The sequence below is a fragment of the Microbacterium sp. C-MGS6 genome (assembly GCF_058140415.1).
Genome location: NZ_CM176934.1, coordinates 2996548 through 3015722, shown reverse-complemented (window position 1 = coordinate 3015722; position 19175 = coordinate 2996548). Strand labels below are relative to the sequence as shown.

General features: G+C 70.2%; 18 protein-coding genes. 10 read left to right on the top strand and 8 right to left on the bottom strand.

Translation table 11 applies throughout. From position 1 onward, the window contains the following. Nucleotides 1-141: 141 nt before the first annotated feature. The 6 genes from AC3B5L_RS14955 to AC3B5L_RS14930 form a co-directional block, all read right to left on the bottom strand. Nucleotides 142-1563, bottom strand: a complete 1422-nt coding sequence (locus AC3B5L_RS14955) for a dicarboxylate/amino acid:cation symporter (protein WP_187662442.1) — start codon at nt 1561-1563, stop codon at nt 142-144. Between the two features lie 144 nt (nt 1564-1707). After that, entirely contained in the window at nt 1708-2049 is a 342-nt protein-coding gene (locus AC3B5L_RS14950) for a hypothetical protein (protein ID WP_259953414.1), read from the bottom strand. Nucleotides 2050-2211: 162 nt separating this feature from the next. Further along, nucleotides 2212-2448, bottom strand: a complete 237-nt coding sequence (locus AC3B5L_RS14945) for a helix-turn-helix domain-containing protein (protein WP_060922489.1) — start codon at nt 2446-2448, stop codon at nt 2212-2214. Further along, the gene (locus AC3B5L_RS14940) at nt 2445-3197 is read right to left on the bottom strand and encodes a hypothetical protein (RefSeq protein WP_259953415.1); all 753 of its coding nucleotides are present in this window, start codon (nt 3195-3197) and stop codon (nt 2445-2447) included. The genes AC3B5L_RS14945 and AC3B5L_RS14940 overlap by 4 nt, the downstream gene beginning before the upstream one ends. Then, a complete protein-coding gene (locus tag AC3B5L_RS14935) occupies nt 3197-3829 on the bottom strand; it encodes a hypothetical protein (protein ID WP_259953416.1) in 633 nt (210 codons plus the stop codon). Before AC3B5L_RS14935 ends, AC3B5L_RS14940 begins: the two co-directional genes overlap by 1 nt. Next, nucleotides 3829-4452, bottom strand: a complete 624-nt coding sequence (locus AC3B5L_RS14930; RefSeq protein ID WP_490095930.1) for a hypothetical protein — start codon at nt 4450-4452, stop codon at nt 3829-3831. Before AC3B5L_RS14930 ends, AC3B5L_RS14935 begins: the two co-directional genes overlap by 1 nt. A gap of 175 nt (nt 4453-4627) precedes the next feature. Between AC3B5L_RS14930 and AC3B5L_RS14925 the strand changes: the two genes are divergently transcribed. From AC3B5L_RS14925 to AC3B5L_RS14910, 4 genes are all read left to right on the top strand, one after another. Further along, the gene (locus AC3B5L_RS14925; protein ID WP_071329948.1) at nt 4628-7159 is read left to right on the top strand and encodes an ATP-dependent Clp protease ATP-binding subunit; all 2532 of its coding nucleotides are present in this window, start codon (nt 4628-4630) and stop codon (nt 7157-7159) included. A 202-nt stretch (nt 7160-7361) separates the two neighbouring features. Beyond that, the gene (locus AC3B5L_RS14920) at nt 7362-7862 is read left to right on the top strand and encodes an amino-acid N-acetyltransferase (protein ID WP_259955273.1); all 501 of its coding nucleotides are present in this window, start codon (nt 7362-7364) and stop codon (nt 7860-7862) included. Nucleotides 7863-7922: 60 nt separating this feature from the next. Beyond that, on the top strand, nt 7923-8573 hold the full coding sequence (locus AC3B5L_RS14915; RefSeq protein ID WP_187662437.1) for a hypothetical protein: 651 nt from the start codon (nt 7923-7925) through the stop codon (nt 8571-8573). Nucleotides 8574-8814: 241 nt separating this feature from the next. Beyond that, entirely contained in the window at nt 8815-9234 is a 420-nt protein-coding gene (locus AC3B5L_RS14910; RefSeq protein ID WP_187662436.1) for a dehydrogenase, read from the top strand. Between the two features lie 18 nt (nt 9235-9252). Here the strand turns inward: AC3B5L_RS14910 and radA are convergent, their stop codons facing one another. Then, the gene (gene radA, locus AC3B5L_RS14905; protein WP_187662435.1) at nt 9253-10620 is read right to left on the bottom strand and encodes a DNA repair protein RadA; all 1368 of its coding nucleotides are present in this window, start codon (nt 10618-10620) and stop codon (nt 9253-9255) included. A gap of 100 nt (nt 10621-10720) precedes the next feature. Between radA and AC3B5L_RS14900 the strand changes: the two genes are divergently transcribed. From AC3B5L_RS14900 to cydC, 5 genes are read left to right on the top strand one after another with little or no spacing between them, the layout of a single operon-like run. Next, on the top strand, nt 10721-11395 hold the full coding sequence (locus AC3B5L_RS14900; protein WP_259955272.1) for a helix-turn-helix transcriptional regulator: 675 nt from the start codon (nt 10721-10723) through the stop codon (nt 11393-11395). Continuing rightward, nucleotides 11382-12797, top strand: a complete 1416-nt coding sequence (locus tag AC3B5L_RS14895) for a cytochrome ubiquinol oxidase subunit I (RefSeq protein WP_187662433.1) — start codon at nt 11382-11384, stop codon at nt 12795-12797. The genes AC3B5L_RS14900 and AC3B5L_RS14895 overlap by 14 nt, the downstream gene beginning before the upstream one ends. A gap of 14 nt (nt 12798-12811) precedes the next feature. Further along, a complete protein-coding gene (gene cydB / locus AC3B5L_RS14890) occupies nt 12812-13840 on the top strand; it encodes a cytochrome d ubiquinol oxidase subunit II (RefSeq protein WP_259955271.1) in 1029 nt (342 codons plus the stop codon). Further along, entirely contained in the window at nt 13837-15495 is a 1659-nt protein-coding gene (cydD, locus tag AC3B5L_RS14885; protein ID WP_259955270.1) for a thiol reductant ABC exporter subunit CydD, read from the top strand. The genes cydB and cydD overlap by 4 nt, the downstream gene beginning before the upstream one ends. Further along, on the top strand, nt 15492-17159 hold the full coding sequence (cydC, locus tag AC3B5L_RS14880; protein WP_259955269.1) for a thiol reductant ABC exporter subunit CydC: 1668 nt from the start codon (nt 15492-15494) through the stop codon (nt 17157-17159). The genes cydD and cydC overlap by 4 nt, the downstream gene beginning before the upstream one ends. A gap of 3 nt (nt 17160-17162) precedes the next feature. Here the strand turns inward: cydC and AC3B5L_RS14875 are convergent, their stop codons facing one another. Further along, complete coding sequence (locus AC3B5L_RS14875) at nt 17163-17945, bottom strand: hypothetical protein (RefSeq protein WP_259955268.1); 783 nt, start codon at nt 17943-17945, stop codon at nt 17163-17165. Nucleotides 17946-18121: 176 nt separating this feature from the next. On the opposite strand from AC3B5L_RS14875, the gene AC3B5L_RS14870 reads away from it, so the two are divergent. Beyond that, nucleotides 18122-19168: a hypothetical protein gene (locus AC3B5L_RS14870; RefSeq protein ID WP_259955267.1), complete on the top strand. Its 1047-nt coding sequence runs from the start codon at nt 18122-18124 to the stop codon at nt 19166-19168. Nucleotides 19169-19175: the final 7 nt, after the last annotated feature.

Genomic DNA, 19175 nt, shown 5'->3' with positions numbered 1-19175 from the left:
CCCCCTTCCGGTCGACCCACCCCTCTGCGACCGCCCGCAACGGGCCGGGACGCACGCAAAGGGGTGGGTCGACGGGGTGGGGAGGGGAGACAAGAGCGCCCCACCTCCGGAAGGAAGTGGGGCGCTCGTGAGGAGACCGGGTCAGCGCGCGCCGGCGGGCTCCGGGGTGGAGGCGGCGTCGGCCTCGGGGGCGTCGTCGCCGGAGTCGTCGGCGAAGGGCAGGCCCTCGCGGGGTGCGTTGTAGAGCTCCTCGTCGAGGATGCCCTCGCGCTTCGCGACGATCGCGGGGACGAGTGCCTGACCCGCGACATTCACGGCCGTACGGCCCATGTCGAGGATCGGGTCGATCGCGAGCAGCAGACCGACACCCTCGAGCGGCAGTCCCAGGGTGGACAGCGTCAGCGTGAGCATGACGACCGCGCCCGTGGTGCCGGCGGTGGCGGCGGAACCGACGACCGAGACGATCACGATCAGCAGGTACTGCACGAAGTTCAGCTCGATGCCGAAGAACTGCGCCACGAAGATCGCGGCGATGGCCGGGTAGATCGCGGCGCAGCCGTCCATCTTCGTCGTCGCGCCCAGCGGCACCGCGAACGAGGCGTAGGAGCGGGGGACGCCGAGGTTGCGCTCGGTCACGCGCTCCGTGAGGGGGAGCGTGCCGATCGAGGAGCGGCTCACGAAAGCGAGCTGCACTGCGGGCCACACACCCGAGAAGTACTGCTTGATGGACAGGCCGTGCGTGCGCACCAGGATCGGGTACACGACGAAGAGCACGAGCGCGAGGCCGATGTAGACCGCGCCCGCGAACCAGCCGAGCGACGCGAGCTTCTCCCAGCCGTACTTGATGACGGCGGAGCCGATGAGGCCGAACGTGCCGAGGGGCGCGATGCGGATGATCCACCACAGCACGCGCTGGATGACCTTGAGCAGCGACTCGGTGAAGACGAGGAACGGCTCGGCCTTCTTGCCGGCCTTGAGCGCCGCGATGCCGACGACGGCCGCGACCACGATCACCTGGAGGATGTTGAAGCCGACGCTCGAGGTGAACGCACCCTCGGTGGCGCCGGGGGAGGTGCTGACGGTCAGGCCGAGGAAGTTCTGCGGGATGAGACCGAGCAGGAAGTTCCACCAGGTGCCGACCGTGTACGGCTCGCCGGGCTCCAGGCCGTCGCCGGCGTGGCTGCCCGGCTGGATCACGAGGCCGAGGACGATGCCGATGATGACCGCGATGAAAGCGGTGATCGCGAACCACAGGATCGTCTGGCCGGCGAGGCGGGCGGCGTTCTGCACGCGACGGAGGTTCGAGATGCTGGCGACGATCGCGGTGAAGATCAGCGGGACGACGGCCGCGCGGAGCAGCGTCACATAGGAGCTGCCGATCGTGTCGAGGGTGCCCGACAGGGCGGTCGGGTTCTCGGCCGTGGCGCCGAGCTGGCGGCCGATCAGACCGGCGGCGATGCCGAGGACGAGGGCGGCGATGATCTGGAAGCCGAACGAGGTCAGCAGCTTCCGGACCGGCCCGCGGGTGTCTGGCGCCTTCTGGGCGCGTGCGGTGGTGCTCATTGAGGTGGGGACTCCAGAATCGCGGCGCGCCGGGTGCACGCCATGAGGCTCAACGCTAGGAGAGCCTGAGAATTCCCTGGGCGGATATGACGAAGGATGACGGCCGCCCTCCCGAGGCCGTCATCCCTCGCTGCGATCCCGCCCTCAGGGCGTGACGCAGTCTTGGAGGTTGTCCTGGATGATCTGGGTCGTCAGGGCCTTGTCTGCCTCGTCCCGCTGCTTGTCCTCCCCGTCGGCGATGTAGCCGAGCGTCTCATCACTGAGGTCGGAGTCGACCAGGGCCTCGGCCAGGCAGGTGGCGGCATCGTCGGTCATGGCCTCTTCCTGCGCGGTGCCCTCGAAGACCTTCTGGATGCCGTCGGCGACATCGTCGACCGAGGGGCGGCTCTCTCCGGCGCAGGCGGCGAGGGAGAAGGCGAGGGCAGCGGCCGGGACGATCGCCAGGAGGCGGAGGCCGCGACGCGAGGGGGTGCGGGTGCTGATCATGGGACGACCGTATCCACTCACAGCCGACTCATAGTAGGGGCTTGCAATCCACTGTGTGACCGTGCTCGCCCTTCCGCCGACCCACCCCTCTTCGTGCGTCTCGGCCCCCTGCGTGCGTCCGCAAGAGGCCGGGGCGCGCTCAAGGGGGCGGGTCGACGGGAGTCAGCGATCGGCGAGGACGAGGAGGTCGCCGACCTCGCAGTCGAGCGCCTCGCAGATGGCCCGCAACGTGGAGTAGCGGATCGCGCGGGCGCGGTCGTTCTTCAGCACGGACAGGTTCACGATGCTGACGCCCACGGCGGCGCTCAGCTCCGTCAGCGTCATCCCGCGAGCCGCCAGCAGCTCGTCCAGACGGCAGTGAATGCCCGTGAACTCGTCGTCGCTCTCCGCCGGGCTCACACCAGCCCCTCCGTCTCGCGCTCCAGGGCGGCCCGCTCCTGCTCCACGCGCATGCCCTGACGGAACACCGCGGCGAGGGCGAGGAGGCCGAGCGCCGCGGCGAACGGCACCGGTGTCACGGTGAGCCAGTAGGTCTGCGGATACCCGGTGCTGTCCGCCGGCAGGGCCTCCCGCAGTCCGGTGGTGGCGGCGATGCCGTTGAGGAGGTCCGAGAGAACGCCCAGCACCCCGAACGCGATCGCACCCCCGACGAGGGCGCGGGTCACGGTGCGGGAGAACGCGCGGCCGCGGAGGGTGTGGAAGCAGATGAGCGCGAGGACCACGGCGGGGATCGTGGTCAGGGCGAGGGTGCTGAGCTGTGCGGCCGCAGCGAGGAGGCGCAGCCCGAGCGAGGCGTTGCCCACCGTGAAGTCCGACAGCTCCGTGCCGCCGCAGGTGAGCATGGTCGTCGTGCTGTCGCCGTACTCCGAGCACGGGAGGCTGGAGGGCCAGTCGAGGAAGACCGTCGTCGCACCGTGCAGCTCCGCCCAGTCCACGGTGAAGGCCTTGACGACGATGACCACCGCGCCTAGCGCGGAGAGCGTGATCCACCACCCGGACAGCGTGAGCGCCGCGTCGAGGGCGACCGTGCGACTGCCACGGCGACGGCTGTTCCAGACCACGAGGGCGACGACGGCCGCGCAGACCGCGAGCGCGATCCCGATGTTGAGCAGAGACGGCCAGACGGCCTCCGAACCGAACGAGATCATCAGACCAGTCCCTCCGTCTCCTTCTCCAGCACGACCTTCTCCTGTTGCAGCCGGATACCGCGACGGAAGGCGACGGCGATGAGGCCGACGGTGACCCCGGTGGCGAAGATCGGCGCGATCGCCCAGAACTCGATCGGGTGCACGGGTTCCCCGTCGCCGAGGCCGAGCGCCGCGGTCACGCCGTTGCGTCCCATCGTCTCGAGCATCACGATCGCCATCGGTGCGAGCACCAGTGTCCAGCCGATCACGTCGAAGGCGCGCGCATTGCCCGGCACGAAGAACCGTCCGCGGAGGAAGTTCCAGGCGACGAGCGTGACCGCGCCGATCACGGCGACGGCGGCCAGGGCCCACAGCGCGATGGCGGCGACGATGGCGGCGATCGACACGCTGTTCACCCCCGTCGCGAAGACCATCGCCTCCTGCGCGATGCCCTCGATCGAGATCTGCCCGGAATCGGTGGTCGCCGAGATCGGCTGCTCGTCGATGGGGAGCGTCCACGCGATCCCGTCGTCGCGGAAGGTGCCGCCCACGCGGAGCACCGTCGCGATGCCGACGGTCACGAGGGCCGCCGCCGCATAGAGGATGACGGTGATCGCATCGGCCCGCTCGGAGCGGGTGGCGGTGGCTGCCATCAGACCAGTCCCTCCGTGTCGCGCTGCAGGCGGCGGCCGATGGTGAAGACGCCGGCCACGAGAGCCAGCGCGAACGCCCACCCGACGGGTGCGAGATCGAACTCCATGAGCAGCGTCCACAGGACGTCCTCGACCGCGGGGTCGGTCGCGGCGAGGTCCTTCACGATCTCGGCCCGGCCGATGCCGCCGGCGAGCTGGCCGAACAGCGTGCCCGCCATCAGCAGACAGGCGGCGACGGCGAACATCCACCCGAGGGAGGCGCGGAACGGGCGGGAGCGGATGAGGGAGACGCCCAGCCACCAGACCACCGCGCACAGGGCCACGGTGGCGAGCGCGGGCAGCGCCGTCTCCAGCAGCAGCAGCCAGCGGGCGCCCGTGGGTGGCGCGGTGAGGGTGACGAGGGCGGAGTCGACGGCGGCGCCCTCGATCCCGCCCACCCCGTCGAGCGCGAAGAGGTCGACGTCGTGCACCGGCATCGCGACCGTGGGCGACGGGGAGAACAGGGCGCCGGCGGCCTGGGCGACCGCGACGATGGCGCCGATCCCGACGCTGACGGCACCGGTGGCGATGAGCCCGAGCGCGATGCCGTCGGCGAGCGAAGGGCGTCTTTCCGTGGCGAGCATGTGCTCCTCCTGTGGGTCGGTGTTTATCGACTTTCGTTAACATAACGACTGTCGATAAACCCGTCAAGGCCTCGCTATGCCCACGGCGAACACGGGCATACCCGCCATTTCTGGTCGTTACTCTCGATGTACAAGCGCTTCATGCGTCTTCGCCCCGTGCGAATAAGGAGTCAACATGTTCGAGAGATTCACGGACCGAGCCCGTCGAGTGGTCGTCCTCGCCCAAGAAGAGGCGAAGATGCTCAACCACAACTACATCGGCACCGAGCACATCCTGCTCGGCCTCATCCACGAGGGCGAGGGCGTCGCAGCCAAGGCGCTGGAGTCGCTCGGCATCTCCCTCGACGCCGTGCGCGAGCAGGTGCAGGACATCATCGGCCAGGGTCAGCAGCAGCCGACCGGCCACATCCCGTTCACGCCGCGCGCCAAGAAGGTGCTCGAGCTGAGCCTCCGCGAGGCCCTGCAGCTCGGTCACAACTACATCGGCACCGAGCACATCCTCCTCGGCCTCATCCGCGAGGGTGAGGGCGTGGCCGCTCAGGTGCTCGTCAAGCTGGGCGCCGACCTCAACAAGGTGCGCCAGCAGGTCATCCAGCTGCTCTCCGGCGCTCCGGGCCGCGAGCCCGCGTCCGTCGGCGCGCAGTCCAACGACACCCCCTCGGGTGCGCAGGGCGGCTCGCAGGTGCTCGACCAGTTCGGTCGCAACCTCACGCAGGCCGCGCGCGACAACAAGCTCGACCCGGTCATCGGGCGCGAGAAGGAGGCGGAGCGGGTCATGCAGATCCTCTCCCGCCGCTCCAAGAACAACCCCGTCCTGATCGGCGAGCCCGGCGTCGGCAAGACCGCCGTCGTCGAGGGCCTCGCCCAGGCGATCGTCAAGGGCGATGTGCCCGAGACGCTGAAGGACAAGCAGCTCTACTCGCTCGACCTCGGCTCGCTCATCGCCGGGTCCCGCTACCGCGGTGACTTCGAGGAGCGGCTGAAGAAGGTCACCAAGGAGATCCGCACGCGCGGCGACATCATCGTCTTCATCGACGAGATCCACACCCTCGTGGGTGCGGGCGCCGCCGAGGGCGCGATCGACGCGGCCAGCATCCTCAAGCCGCTGCTCGCGCGCGGTGAGCTCCAGACCATCGGCGCCACCACGCTCGACGAGTACCGCAAGCACTTCGAGAAGGACGCCGCGCTCGAGCGCCGCTTCCAGCCGGTGCAGGTGAACGAGCCGACGCTGCCGCACGCGATCAACATCCTCAAGGGGCTGCGCGACCGGTACGAGGCGCACCACAAGGTGCAGATCACCGACGGTGCGATCGTGGCCGCGGCGAACCTCGCCGACCGCTACGTCTCCGACCGCTTCCTCCCGGACAAGGCCATCGACCTGATCGACGAGGCTGGCGCCCGCCTGCGTCTGTCGATCCTGTCCAGCCCGCCCGAGCTGCGTGAGTTCGACGAGAAGATCGCCGCCGTGCGCGAGCAGAAGGAGATCGCCTCCGAGGAGCAGGACTTCGAGAAGGCCGCCTCCCTGCGCGATGAGGAGAAGAGCCTCCTCGCCGAGCGCCTGCGTCTGGAGAAGCAGTGGCGTGCGGGCGACGTCGCGACCCAGGCGGTCGTCGACGAGGGTCTGATCGCCGAGGTGCTCGCCCAGGCGACCGGCATCCCCGTGTTCAAGCTGACCGAGGAGGAGTCCAGCCGACTCGTCTTCATGGAGAAGGCGCTGCACCAGCGCGTCATCGGCCAGGAGGAGGCCATCGCGGCCCTCTCCAAGACCATCCGTCGTCAGCGTGCCGGCCTCAAGGACCCGAAGCGTCCCTCCGGCTCGTTCATCTTCGCCGGCCCCACGGGCGTCGGAAAGACCGAGCTGGCCAAGGCGCTCGCGGAGTTCCTCTTCGACGACGAGGCCGCGCTCATCTCGCTCGACATGAGCGAGTTCGGCGAGAAGCACACCGTCTCGCGGCTGTTCGGTGCCCCTCCCGGGTTCGTCGGCTTCGAAGAGGGCGGTCAGCTCACGGAGAAGGTGCGGCGCAAGCCGTTCAGCGTGGTCCTCTTCGATGAGATCGAGAAGGCCCACCCGGACATCTTCAACTCGCTGCTGCAGATCCTGGAAGAGGGTCGCCTCACCGACGGTCAGGGTCGGATCGTGGACTTCAAGAACACGGTCATCATCATGACCACGAACCTCGGTGCGCGTGACATCGCCGGAGGCCCCGTGGGCTTCCAGATCGAGGGCAACAACGCCACGAGCTACGAGCGGATGAAGGGCAAGGTCAACGAGGAGCTCAAGCGGCACTTCAAGCCCGAGTTCCTCAACCGCGTCGACGACATCATCGTCTTCCCGCAGCTGAGCAAGAGCGAGCTGGTGCAGATCGTGGACCTGTTCACGAAGCGCCTCGGCGAGCGTCTGCTCGACCGCGACATGACGATCGAGCTGTCGCAGTCGGCCAAGGAGCGCCTGATCGAGATCGGCTTCGACCCGGCTCTGGGTGCTCGTCCGCTGCGTCGCGCGATGCAGCACGAGATCGAGGACCGTCTGTCGGAGAAGATCCTGCACGGCGAGCTCGACTCGGGCGACCACGTGAAGGTCGACGCGAAGGACGGGGAGTTCCTGTTCGAGCACGGCCCGCGCGGCGAGAAGGTCGCGGTCGGTGTCAACACCGGCGGCGGCGCGATCTCCGGCACGCCCGACCTGGCGATCACCGGCAACGACTGATCCTCGACCCGGTCACCCGAAGGGGCGGATGCGACAGCATCCGCCCCTTCGTCGTCCCCGCTCCGCCGCCCTCCTGGCACAACCTCGGAGATGACAGACGACACGCGGGGCGCAGCTTCTGGGTGCCGGAGTGTCGGTCGGGATCTCCGAAGCTGTGCCCCGTCTGAGAGCCGACGGCAGGAGCGGGTCCTAGGCTGGTCGGGTGAGCGCGTACATCGTCCGGCCGGCCCGCAGCGCCGACATCGTCAGCATCCGGAACCTGCTCCAGCCGATGGTGGAGCAGCGCATCCTGCTCGGCAAGGACCTCGCCGTGCTCTACGGCGCCGTGCAGGAGTTCGTCGTCGCCGAGGCCGACGGCGAGCTGATCGGCTGCGGCGCGCTGCACGTGATCTGGGAGGACCTCGGCGAGGTGCGCACCCTGCTCGTCCGCGACGACTGGCTCCATCACGGCGTCGGTCGGGCGATCGTCGAGCAGCTCGAGGAGAACGCGCGGGCGCTCGGGCTCACGCGCCTGTTCTGCCTCACGTTCGAGGTCGATTTCTTCGGCCGTCGCGGCTTCACCCCCATCGGGGAGCAGGTCGTCGATCCGGACGTGTACTCGCAGCTCCTGCGCAGCGGCGACGCCGGCGTCGAGGAGTTCCTCGATCTCGCGCACGTGAAGCCGAACACGCTCGGCAACACCCGGATGCTCAAGGTGCTCTGAGCCCCGGACGACCGCTCGCGCCTCCCAGGCTCGTGGAGGGGGATCGCTTAACCTGGAGGCATGCCCCGTCACTCCGCCGCCGTCTATCGTCGTCGGCGGTTGGCGGTGCTGTTGGGACTGCTCCTCGTCCTCGCGCTCGTCGGAGCCTCCGTCTGGCTCCTCGTCGCTCGACCGTGGGCGGCCGCCGACGGCCAGGGGACCGCACCCGCGCCGACCTCCTCCGCCACCGCCGGTCCGACGCCGTCCGGGTCAGCCTCGCCGTCGCCCTCACCCTCGCCCTCTGCGGACGCCACTCCGGCCGTCGTCGCGTGCGAGGCGAAGGACGTCGAGGTGAAGGCCGTGACGGATGCCGAGTCGTACGCCGACGGCGCTTCGCCGAAGCTCTCCATCTCGCTGACCAACAAGGGCACCAGGGACTGCACGATCGACGTCGGCTCCACGACCCAGGTCTTCACGGTCTCCAGCGGCTCGGACGTGTGGTGGCGGTCGACCGACTGCCAGGAGAACCCCAGCAGCATGATCGCCACACTCACCGCGGGATCCACCGTGGTGAGCAAGGAGCCGGTCGTCTGGGATCGCACGCGCTCCAGCGTCGAGACCTGCGCGCAGGAGAACCGGCAACGGGCTCCCGGCGGTGGGGCCTCGTATCACGTGGGCGTCTCGATCGGCGGTTTCCCCAGCGCCACCACCACCCAGATCCTCTTGTTCTGAGGGCGTGACCGGCACTTGTGCTGACAGGGCTCACTCTTTGGGATACCATAGAGGTGACTCTCCCGATATGCGGCAACATGCCATCCCCAGTGGCGTCGAATCACAGCGTCCCCAGCGCTTCGACACCGCCGCTCGAGAGTCCGAGGGCCCTCTCGAGTACCCCAGTCCCCAATGGAGGACTCGAGAGGGCCCCAATCTTTCCCCGGCGCCGCCGCGTCGCCCCGATGCCTAAGCTGGATGCATGGCAGCGAAGAAGGCGAAGTCCGGGAAGAGCGCGAAGAAGAAGCCCGCCCCCGAGGACTTCCGGTCCGAAGCGCTCGCGCTCGCGCTCGAGAAGCAGGACGTCGCCGCAGTCGCGCTCGCCCTGCGGCACGGCACCACCGTCGTCCCGCTCATCAAGCCGGGCGCCCGCGACAACCCGCTCGACAGCGGCGAGGTCTGGACCTACCGCGACCCGAACTCGGGTGACCTCGCCCTCCTGCTGTTCAGCGACGCGAAGAACAAGCCGGCGAACCTGCCGCCCGGCGTGGGCATCTACGACGCCACCTGGCTGCGGGCGTTCCTCTCCGCGCACCCGATCACGACCGTGTTCCTCGACATCGCAGGACCGCACCCGATGCAGGCCGACCCGGTGGAGCTGCTCAAGGCCCTCGACGCCTGACCTCAGCCGCGCTCCGGCTCAGAACGGCGGGATGTCCCGGTCGGGCCGACGGGTGCTGTTCCGTGCCCTGACGTCTCCCAGCGCGGCACGCAGCGTCTTCGAACGGTCGTCCACGACCTGCTCGTAGCCGAGTCGCGCGGCTTCGGACCGCCGCTGCGCCGCCTGCGTCACCGGCCGCACCTCACCCGCGAGACTGAGCTCGCCGACGGCGGCGACCGTACGCGGGACCGAGATCATCTGGATGGATCCGGCGACGGCGATCGCGATGGCGAGGTCGGCCGCGGGCTCCGTGAACCGCACGCCGCCGACCGTGGACACGTACACGTCGAGGCTGCCGGTGGGCACGCCCGCCCGGCGCTCGAGGATCGCCAGCACCATGGCCACCCGCGAGGAGTCGAGGCCGTGCACGATGCGGCGGGGGTTCGGGGCGTTGCTCGGCACGGTGAGCGCCTGCACCTCGACCGGGAGAGCGCGACGGCCTTCGAGGGAGATGGCCACACAGGTCCCGGGTTCGGAGGCGCCCTGCGACAGGAACAGACCGGACGGGTCGGGGACCTCGGCGATGCCGTCTCCGGTCATCTCGAAGCAGCCGACCTCGTCGGTGGGGCCGAAGCGGTTCTTCAGCGCCCGGATGAAGCGCAGCGAGGTCTGCCGGTCGCCCTCGAAGTGACACACGACGTCGACGAGGTGCTCCAGCACCCGGGGCCCCGCGACCTGGCCGTCCTTGGTCACGTGCCCGACGATGATGATCGGCAGGTCGCGCTCCTTCGCCACCCGGATCAGGGTCGCGGCGACCTCCCGCACCTGGCTGGGCTGACCGGCCGCGCCGTCGGTGAGGGACGACGACACGGTCTGCACGGAGTCGACGATGACGAGCTGCGGCTGCACCTCGTCGATGTGTCCGAGGATGGTGGCGAGGTCGGTCTCGCTCGCGAGGTAGAGCTCGTCGTGCAGCGCGCCCGTCCGCTCCGCCCGCAGCCGCACCTGGGCCGGCGACTCCTCCGCGCTCGCGTACAGCACCCGTCGCCCGCTCCGCGCCGCTTGCGCGGCGACCTCGAGCAGCAGGGTCGACTTGCCCACGCCGGGCTCGCCGCTGAGGAGGATCGCGGCTCCCGGCACGATGCCGCCGCCGAGCACGCGGTCGAACTCGCCGACGCCGCTCGTGCGCCGCGGGGCGTCCTGGGTCGTGATCTGCGTGATCGGTCGTGCGGCGCGATCGGCGGTCGGGGCGAGCGCGTTCACGCGACGGAGGATCCCGGTCTGCGCGGCCTGCTCCTGGACCGTGCCCCACTGCTGGCACTCCCCGCAGCGGCCGACCCACTTGGCCGTCGTCCACCCGCACTCGGTGCAGACGTACGCGGGGGGAGCGGGTTTCCGGGTGGCCATGCCCCCAGGCTATCGGCGGGATCAGACATCCCTATCGACCAGGCGATTATTCACGGCCCGGTTCCCCCGACGGCCACCGGTCCCGGTCGATAATTGAGACATGTCCAACGGCGGGTCCGTCTGCGGGCCGATCTCCAGCTACTCCCGGGTGCGCATCCTGCACCTCCTCTTCGAGGCCGGGCACTCCGGTGCCTCCGGAGAACTCGCGATCGGCGACCTGTGCGAGGCCACCGGCCTGCACCCGAACACGGTGCGCGAGCACCTCCAGCGGCTCATCGAGGGCGGCTACGTGATCCCGACCGTGGAGCACCGCACCACCCGGGGCCGTCCTCGGACGCTGTACCGTGCCGCCACCGGCGCCCCCGACGCCTCCAGCCCGGTCGCGCGGAACAAGGCCAAGGCCGCCGCTCGTCGCGGCGACCTCCTCCGCAGCGTCCTTCCCGGCATCGGAAGCGCCCTCGGGAGGGACGCCACCTACCAGCTCGACGCCCTCGTCGAGCACCTGGAGGAGAGCGGTTTCGAGCCGGTCGTGGATGACCGCGGGCTGACCGTCGACCTGAGCCCGTGCCCGCACGCGGCCGGCCGGCCGGAGGACCGCCCGATGCTGTGCCAGGTGCATCTCGGCCTGATGCAGGGCATCCTGGCAGAAGCGGGGGGTCCGCTCGAAGCCGAGTGCGTGCGCGAGGCCGCGCTGCCCTCCGAATGCACCGTGCAGCTGCGCGACACCGCCGCGCAGGCGTCGAACAGAACGGGAGTCGCTCATGGAATGGCTTGATCCGCTCGCCCTGGCCCGATGGCAGTTCGGGCTGACGACCGTCTACCACTACCTCTTCGTCCCGCTGACGATCGGCATGGCGCTCGTCGCCGCCATCTTCCAGACGGCGTGGGTGCGCACGGCCAAGGTCCAGTACCTGCACCTCACCCGCTTCTTCGGCAAGATCTTCCTCATCAACTTCGCGATGGGGGTCGTCACCGGCATCGTGCAGGAGTTCCAGTTCGGGATGAACTGGTCGGACTACTCCCGCTTCGTCGGTGACGTCTTCGGCGCCCCGCTCGCCTTCGAGGGCCTGCTGGCGTTCTTCTTCGAGGCGACCTTCATCGGCCTCTGGATCTTCGGCTGGGACAAGCTCCCGCAGAAGATCCACCTCGCCACCATCTGGTGCGTCTCGATCGGCAGCATCCTGTCGGCGTACTTCATCATCGCCGCCAACGCATTCATGCAGAACCCGGTCGGCTACACGTACAACGAGGTGACCAACCGCGCCGAGCTCACCGACTTCTGGGCACTGCTGACCAACCCCGTCGCCCTCGCCGCGTTTCCGCACACCATCTTCGGCGCGCTCATGTTCGCCGCCGGTGTCGTGATCTCGGTGTCCGCCTGGCACCTGGCCCGCGGGCAGCACTTCGACACCATGCGCGTCTCGCTGAAGTTCGGCCTCTGGGCGATGATCTTCTCCACCGCGGGCGTCGTGCTCACCGGTGACCAGCTGGGCCTGGCGATGTACGCCGCGCAGCCGATGAAGATGGCCGCAGCCGAGGCGACGTTCAACACGGTCTGCGGCGCCGACGCCTCCTTCAGCATCTTCACGCTGGGCACGCCGGACGGCAGCTCCGAGCTGTTCTCGATCCGGGTGCCGTACCTGCTGTCGCTGCTGTCGACCCACACGCTCGACGCCTGCGTGCACGGCATCAACGACCTGAACGCCGAGTACGCCCAGACCTACGCGAGCACCGGCCTCACCGACTTCGCCCCCGTCCTGTGGATCACGTACTGGTCGTTCCGCTGGATGATCGGCCTCGGCATGGCCGCCGCCCTCGTCGCCGTCGCCGGCCTCTGGGTCACCCGCAAGAAGGCCACCAAGCCGGTCGCGCCATGGATGTGGAAGGTCGCGATCTGGTCGTTCCCGCTCGCGCTCGCCGCCAACATCATGGGCTGGGTGTTCACCGAGATGGGCCGACAGCCGTGGATCGTGTTCGGTCTGATGTCCACCCGCGACGGCGTCTCGCCCGGCGTGAGCGGGCTCGAGGTCCTGATCTCGCTGATCGCCTTCACCGCGATCTACGCCGCGCTCGCCGTCGTCGAGGTGAAGCTGATCGTCAAGGCCGCACAGAAGGGGCCGGACACCGACGAACAGCCCCATGAGGAGACGGCTCAGCTGCCGTCGGTCGTGTACTGAGAGGAACGAGCATCATGGATCTCGCAACGATCTGGTTCTGGGTGGTCGCCTTCCTGTTCGTCGGCTACTTCGTCCTCGACGGGTTCGACTTCGGCGTCGGCATGTCGCTGCCATTCCTCGGCAAGGACGACGTCTCCCGCCGACAGGTCATCAACACGATCGGTCCCGTGTGGGACCTCAACGAGACGTGGGTCATCGTGGCCGGGGCCTCGCTGTTCGCCTCGTTCCCCGAGTGGTACGCCACCCTGTTCAGCGGGTTCTACCTGCCGCTGCTGCTCATCCTGCTCGCGCTCATCCTCCGCGGCGTCTCGTTCGAGTACCGCCATCAGCGCGAGAGCCGGAAGTGGAAGCAGGGCTTCGACCGGATGATCGTCATCGGCTCGGTCGTCCCGGCGCTGCTCTGGGGTGTCGCTTTCGGCAACATCGTGCAGGGCGTGGCGATCGACGAGAACCACATCTACGTCGGCGGCTTCTTCTCGCTGCTGAACCCGTATGCGCTGCTGGTCGGCGTGACGACCCTGCTGCTCTTCTTCCTGCACGGCGTGCTGTTCGTCGCGCTGAAGACGGACGGCCAGGTGCACGAGGATGCCCGGAAGCTCGCGAAGAAGGCCGCCATCCCGACGATCCTCGTCGCAGCCGCGACGGTGGTCTGGACGGTCGCGATCGCGATGGGCCGCGAGGCGCCGCTGCTGTGGCTGGTCATCGGAACCGGTGCGCTCGCGGCGGTCAGCCTGATCACGGCGGTCGGCTTCTCGCTCGTCCGCCGCGACGGGTGGGCGTTCTTCGCCGGCATGCTCACGGTCATGTTCGCCGTCGTCATGCTGTTCTCCGCCCTCTTCCCGTTCGTGATGCCCTCGACGATCGACCCGGCGTTCAGCCTCACGATCGCCAACGCGTCCAGCACTCCGTATACGCTGCAGATCATGAGCTGGACCGCGCTGATCGCCCTCCCGCTGGTCATCGCGTACCAGACCTGGACCTACTGGGTGTTCCGTAAGCGCGTCACCCGCCGGTCGATCGAGGGGGCTCCGGCGCACGCGTGAAACCCGTCGATCCGAGGCTGCTCCGATACGCGGCCGCCGCCCGGGGGTTCCTCCTGGCGTCGGCCGCGATCGGCGTCTTCCAGACCGCGGTGACGATCGCCTTCGCGTGGCTGCTCACCGAGGCGGTGGTCGGCGCCATCGCGGGTCGCGACGTCACGGTGACCCTGCTCTGGCTGCTGGCGACGGCGCTGCTGCGGGGCCTGCTCATCGCCGCGTCCGATGCGGCGGGCACGCAGGCCGCGGCCCGCACCGGGATGCAGCTGCGCGCGGCGCTCGTCGCAGCGGTCGGGCGACTCGGGCCGGGGTGGCTCGCCCAGCGGAACCAGACGCAGATCGCCGTCACCGCCGGTCACGGCCTGGAAGCCCTGGACGCGTACTTCGCGCGGTACATCCCGCAACTCGTCCTCACCGTCATCGCGACGCCCGTGCTCGTCGCGGTCATGTGGTGGCAGGACTGGCCGAGCGGGCTCACCGCCGTCATCACCCTGCCGCTCATCCCGCTGTTCCTCATCCTCATCGGCATCGCGACCCGCACGGTGCAAAAGAAGCAATGGCAGACGCTGCAGCACCTCGCCGCCCGCTTCGCCGATACGGTGCAGGGGCTGTCGACGCTGCGGCTGTTCGGCCGGGACCGTCGGGCGGCCGACCGCATCGAGGTGACCGCCGACGAGTACCGCCGCGAGACCATGAAGGTGCTCCGGTTCTCGTTCCTCTCGGGGTTCGCGATGGAGCTGCTGTCGTCGCTCGCGGTCGCGCTCATCGCGGTCGCGGTCGGCTTCCGGCTGCTGTCAGGAGACCTGAGCCTGGAGGTCGGGCTCTTCGTGCTGCTGCTCGCCCCGGAGGCCTTCCTCCCCATCCGTCAGGTCGGCGTGCAGTTCCACGCCGCGGCCGAGGGCGTCGCGGCCACGGAAGACGTGTTCGATGTGCTGGATGCGGCGCGCGACCGGGACCGCGGCGGGGTGCGCAGGCACGATCCGGACACGGATGCACGACCGAACCCCGTGGACTCGTCCGGCAGCCGTGCCGGAGTCGTGCAGGTGGCACACGGACTCGTGGTTGAGGGGCTCCGGGTGAGGGACCTGCCGCCGGTGTCGTTCGTCGCGGAGCCGGGGACGGTGACCCTGATCGAGGGACCGAGCGGCTCCGGGAAGTCGAGTCTGCTCGCCGCCCTCCGCGGAGCGGTGGACTACACGGGGACCGCGACCTGGGACGGACGGGACGTCGTCGAGCTCGCGCCGTCGGAATGGCTCGCCTGGGCCGGCCAGACGCCGGGGCTGATGCGCGGCACGGTCGCGGAGAACGTGGCTCTGGGCGACGCGGCTCCCGACCTCGCCCGCGTGCGCCGGGCCCTCGACGCCGCGTGCGCGGAGGGGATCGAGGCCGACCGCGTGCTGGGCGTGCAGGGCGCAGGGCTGTCGGGAGGGCAGGCGCAGCGCGTCGCGGTGGCCAGGGCGCTGTATCGCCACGACGGTGCCCCGGAGCGGATGCTCGCGCTCGATGAGCCCTCCAGCGCCCTCGACGCCGACACCGAGGAGCGGCTGTGGCGGTCGCTGCGCGCGCGGGCGGATACCGGCGCGACCATCCTCCTCGTCTCGCACCGCCGCTCGGCCAGGGACATCGCCGACCGGATCGTGGCGCTGGGGGTGAGCGCATGACCGAGACGACGCGCAGCGAGCGGGTCCGGGACATGCTCCGGCTCGCGCAGCCGCCGTTCCGCCGCTTCCTCCCCGGGCTGATCTGGGGGGTGCTGTCGGCGGCCGCCGCAGTGAGCCTTCTCGCGGTGAGCGGCTGGCTGATCGTGAGCGCGTCGATCGTCGACTCCCTCGTGCCGCTGTCCATCGCGGTCGTCGGGGTGCGGTTCTTCGCCGTGACCCGGGCTGTCACGCGGTACCTGGAGCGGCTGAGCGGTCACGACGCCGCGCTCCGGCAGCTCGCCACGACCCGCTCCGACATGGTGCGCCGCCTCATCCCGCTCTCGCCGGCGGGGCTCGGCGCCACCGACCGCGGGCAGGTGCTCGCGGCGCTCGTCGACGATGTGGAGAACCTGCAGAACCTCCCGCTCCGGGTCGTGCAGCCGCTTGCCGTCTCGGGCGTCGTCGCCCTCGGAGCGGTGGGCTTCCTCGCCTTCGTCTCGCCACCCGCCGCGCTGACCCTCGCGGTCTGCCTCCTCGTCGCCGCGTTCGCGGCGGTCGGGCTCGGCTGGATCTTCGGCTCCCGCGCGGAGGCCGCGGTGTCGGCGCGTCGGGCCGAGGTGTCCGCGGCCCTCGTCGACTACTTCGGCAGTCTCGACGTGCTCCTCGCGTTCGGTGCGGAGGCGCAGGCGCGGGAGCGGATCCGCGTCGCGGACGCCGCGCTGCGTCGCGTGGTCAGTCGGGCGTCGCTCGCGCAGGCCGTCGCGGCCGGAGTGGTGTCGCTGATGGCCGGGGCCGCATCCGTGTGGGCGCTCGCCGTGGCGGCTCCGGGCCTCGACACGGGGGCGATCGATGCGCCGTGGCTCGCGGTCGCGGTGCTCGTGCCGATGGTCGTGTTCGAGGTGTTCGGCGCCGTGCCGATCGCCGCGGCCTCGTGGCGGAGCGTGCGCGCGAGTGCGGAGCGCATCGTGGACGTGCTGCCCGAACGGATGCCGCCGGAGCTGCGGCCCGACGCGGGGCAGGATGCCGAGGTCGCGGGTGTGCCCGCCCTCGTCCTGCGCGGTGCCACGGCGCACTGGCCCGGAGGCGCGGCGGCGCTGACCGGCGTCGACCTCGATCTTGCGCCCGGGGAGCGGGTGCTCGTCTCCGGAGCGAGCGGGGCGGGCAAGAGCTCGCTGGCGGCCGCACTGGTCGGTTTCCTCCGCGTGGACGGCGAGTACCGGATCGGCGACCTCGACGCGGCAGCCCTGTCCGGACCGGCACTGCGGCGCATCGTCGGTCTGTGCGAGCAGCAGCCGCAGCTGTTCGACGAGGACGTGCGGCAGAACCTGCTCTTCGCGAGGGACACCGCCACCGATGACGAGCTCCTCGCCGTGCTCGACCGTGTGGGCCTCGCGGCCTGGGTCCGCGAGCGCGGGGGTCTCGACGCCCGGGTGGGCGACCGCGGTGCGCTGGTGTCCGGCGGCCAGGCGCAGCGGATCGCCCTGGCTCGCGCGCTGCTCCGCGGCTTCCCGGTGCTCGTGCTGGACGAGCCGACGGCCGGCGTCGACCCCGAGGCCTCGGACGCTCTGCTGCGCGACCTGCTGCGGGCGACGGGGGAGCAGTCGGTGCTGCTCATCTCGCACGTGGCGCCGCCTGCGGGGACGGTCGACCGGGTCGTGCGGATCGAGGGCGGCCGGACGGTCTGAGCCTCAGCCGACGAGGTTCATGTCGGCGGGCGGCTCCATCACGATGCCCTGCGCCTCGAACGCGCGACGGCGCTCCTCGATCCTTCGGTGCATCTCGACCTGGGCCTCGTCGATGAGACGCGGGTCGAGGTCGACCGTCGCCGGATGCGGGTCGCCGTGGTGGGCGGCGATGTACGCGTCGAGCTCGGGGCCACTGGTCCAGGAGGTGATGAGCGCGTACCGCGGACCCGTGCCGCGGTGCCACACGGCGTGCCAGAAGCGCTGCGTGTCGACGATGATCCGCGAACCGGCGCGCAGCGGCAGCCGCACCTCCGTGGCCGGGTCGAACCGGTCGGAGCGGAGGATGAGCATCGAGTCGGTGTCGTCGGTGAGGTTGTAATACCCGCGGACCACCCAGCCCGTGCCCGGCTCGTTCAGGCGGTTGTTGTCGTCCTGGTGCAGGTTGTAGATCGCGTCGGCGTAGTCGTTGGGCTGGAGCTCGATGACCCGGCAGCGGCCGATGCCGGCGCCCGGGGCCAGGGCACGGCGCTGCAGGGTCGGGGCGACCGCGACCTGCGCCGGGATCCAGACGCCGTCCTTGTCGGTGCGCGGGGGTGTGTGGTTCCAGAAGCCGTTGCAGTCGATGTCGCCGGCGTAGCTCGTCAGGGGTGCGAAGCGGGTGATGCCGGAGGAGCGCCAGCCGACGTACTCGAGGTCACGCCACTCGGACGGGTCCACCGGGGTGGTCTCGTCGTCGAGGACCACGTATCCGGTCTCGGCGAGCGCCGCAGACGTGATGAATCCCATGCTGCTTGCATCCTTCCCGTCGTTCTGCCCCCGGAGGCGGCGGGTTCTTAGGCAATCCTAATCCCGACCTCCCCTCGCCGACCCACCCCCTTGCGTGTGTCCCACCCCCTTCCGGCCGCACGCAGAGGGGTGGCTCGGCCGGAAGGGGGTGGGTCGGCGAGGGATATTCTGAGGGCATGACGCAGCCCCAGGGTGCCCTTCTCGTGGGCAGTGTGAACTTCGACGACGCCGAGACCACGATGCGCACCGCGGCGGAGCTGCTCGGCGACCGGTTGCGTCGCATCCCGGACGGCGAGGTCGGCAAGCGGTTCCACTGGATCATGTTCCAGCCCGACGTCATCGGTCAGGCGGACGGCATCGAGCGGATCGGCGACGAGCCCATCCCGTTCCCCGCCGGCATCGACGCCCGGGGCCTGCGGATCGCCGAGGGCGTGGACCCGGCGACGATCGCGCTCCCTGCGCTCGGCTACGCCTCCGCGGCGATCGAGTCGTACGAGCTCTTCGCGCGGCTGCGTGAGGAGGGAGTCGTCGCGGCGGGCACCCGGTTCCAGGTGTCGCTGCCCACCCCGCTCGCCGTCATCTCCTCGTTCTTCCACGGCGACGACCGGGCCGCGATCGAGCCCGTGTACACCGCCGCGCTACTCCGCGAGCTCGACGAGACCCTCGCCGCGATCCCGCACGGGGACCTCGCCGTGCAGTGGGACGTCGCGAGCGAGATGGGCATCATCGAGGGGGCCTCCGGCTACGGCGCCGTCATGGAGGCGTGGTGGCCGGGCGATTCGTTCGACGGACTCGTCTCGCGGCTCGGCGCGCTCGTCGATGCTGTCCCGGACGACGTCGAGGTGGGCGTGCACCTCTGCTACGGCGACGCGGGGGAGAAGCATTTCTTCGAGCCGACCGACGCCGGCGCGCTCGTCCGCTACGCCAACGCCGTCATCGCCGCGGCCCACCGTCCGCTCACCTGGCTGCACCTTCCCGTGCCGATCGGTCACGACGACGAGGCCTACTTCGCTCCGCTCGCCGAGCTCACCCCGGTCGAGGAGCTCTACCTCGGACTCGTGCACCGGGAGGACGGCGCGGAGGGTGCGCGTCGCCGGATCGCCGCCGCCGTCCCATTCGCCCCGGAGTTCGGCGTCGCCACGGAGTGCGGCATCGGCCGCGCCCCCGCCGGCTCCACGGAGGGCATCCTCCGCGCCCACGCCGAGGTCGCCACCGCCTGGTGACCCGCCG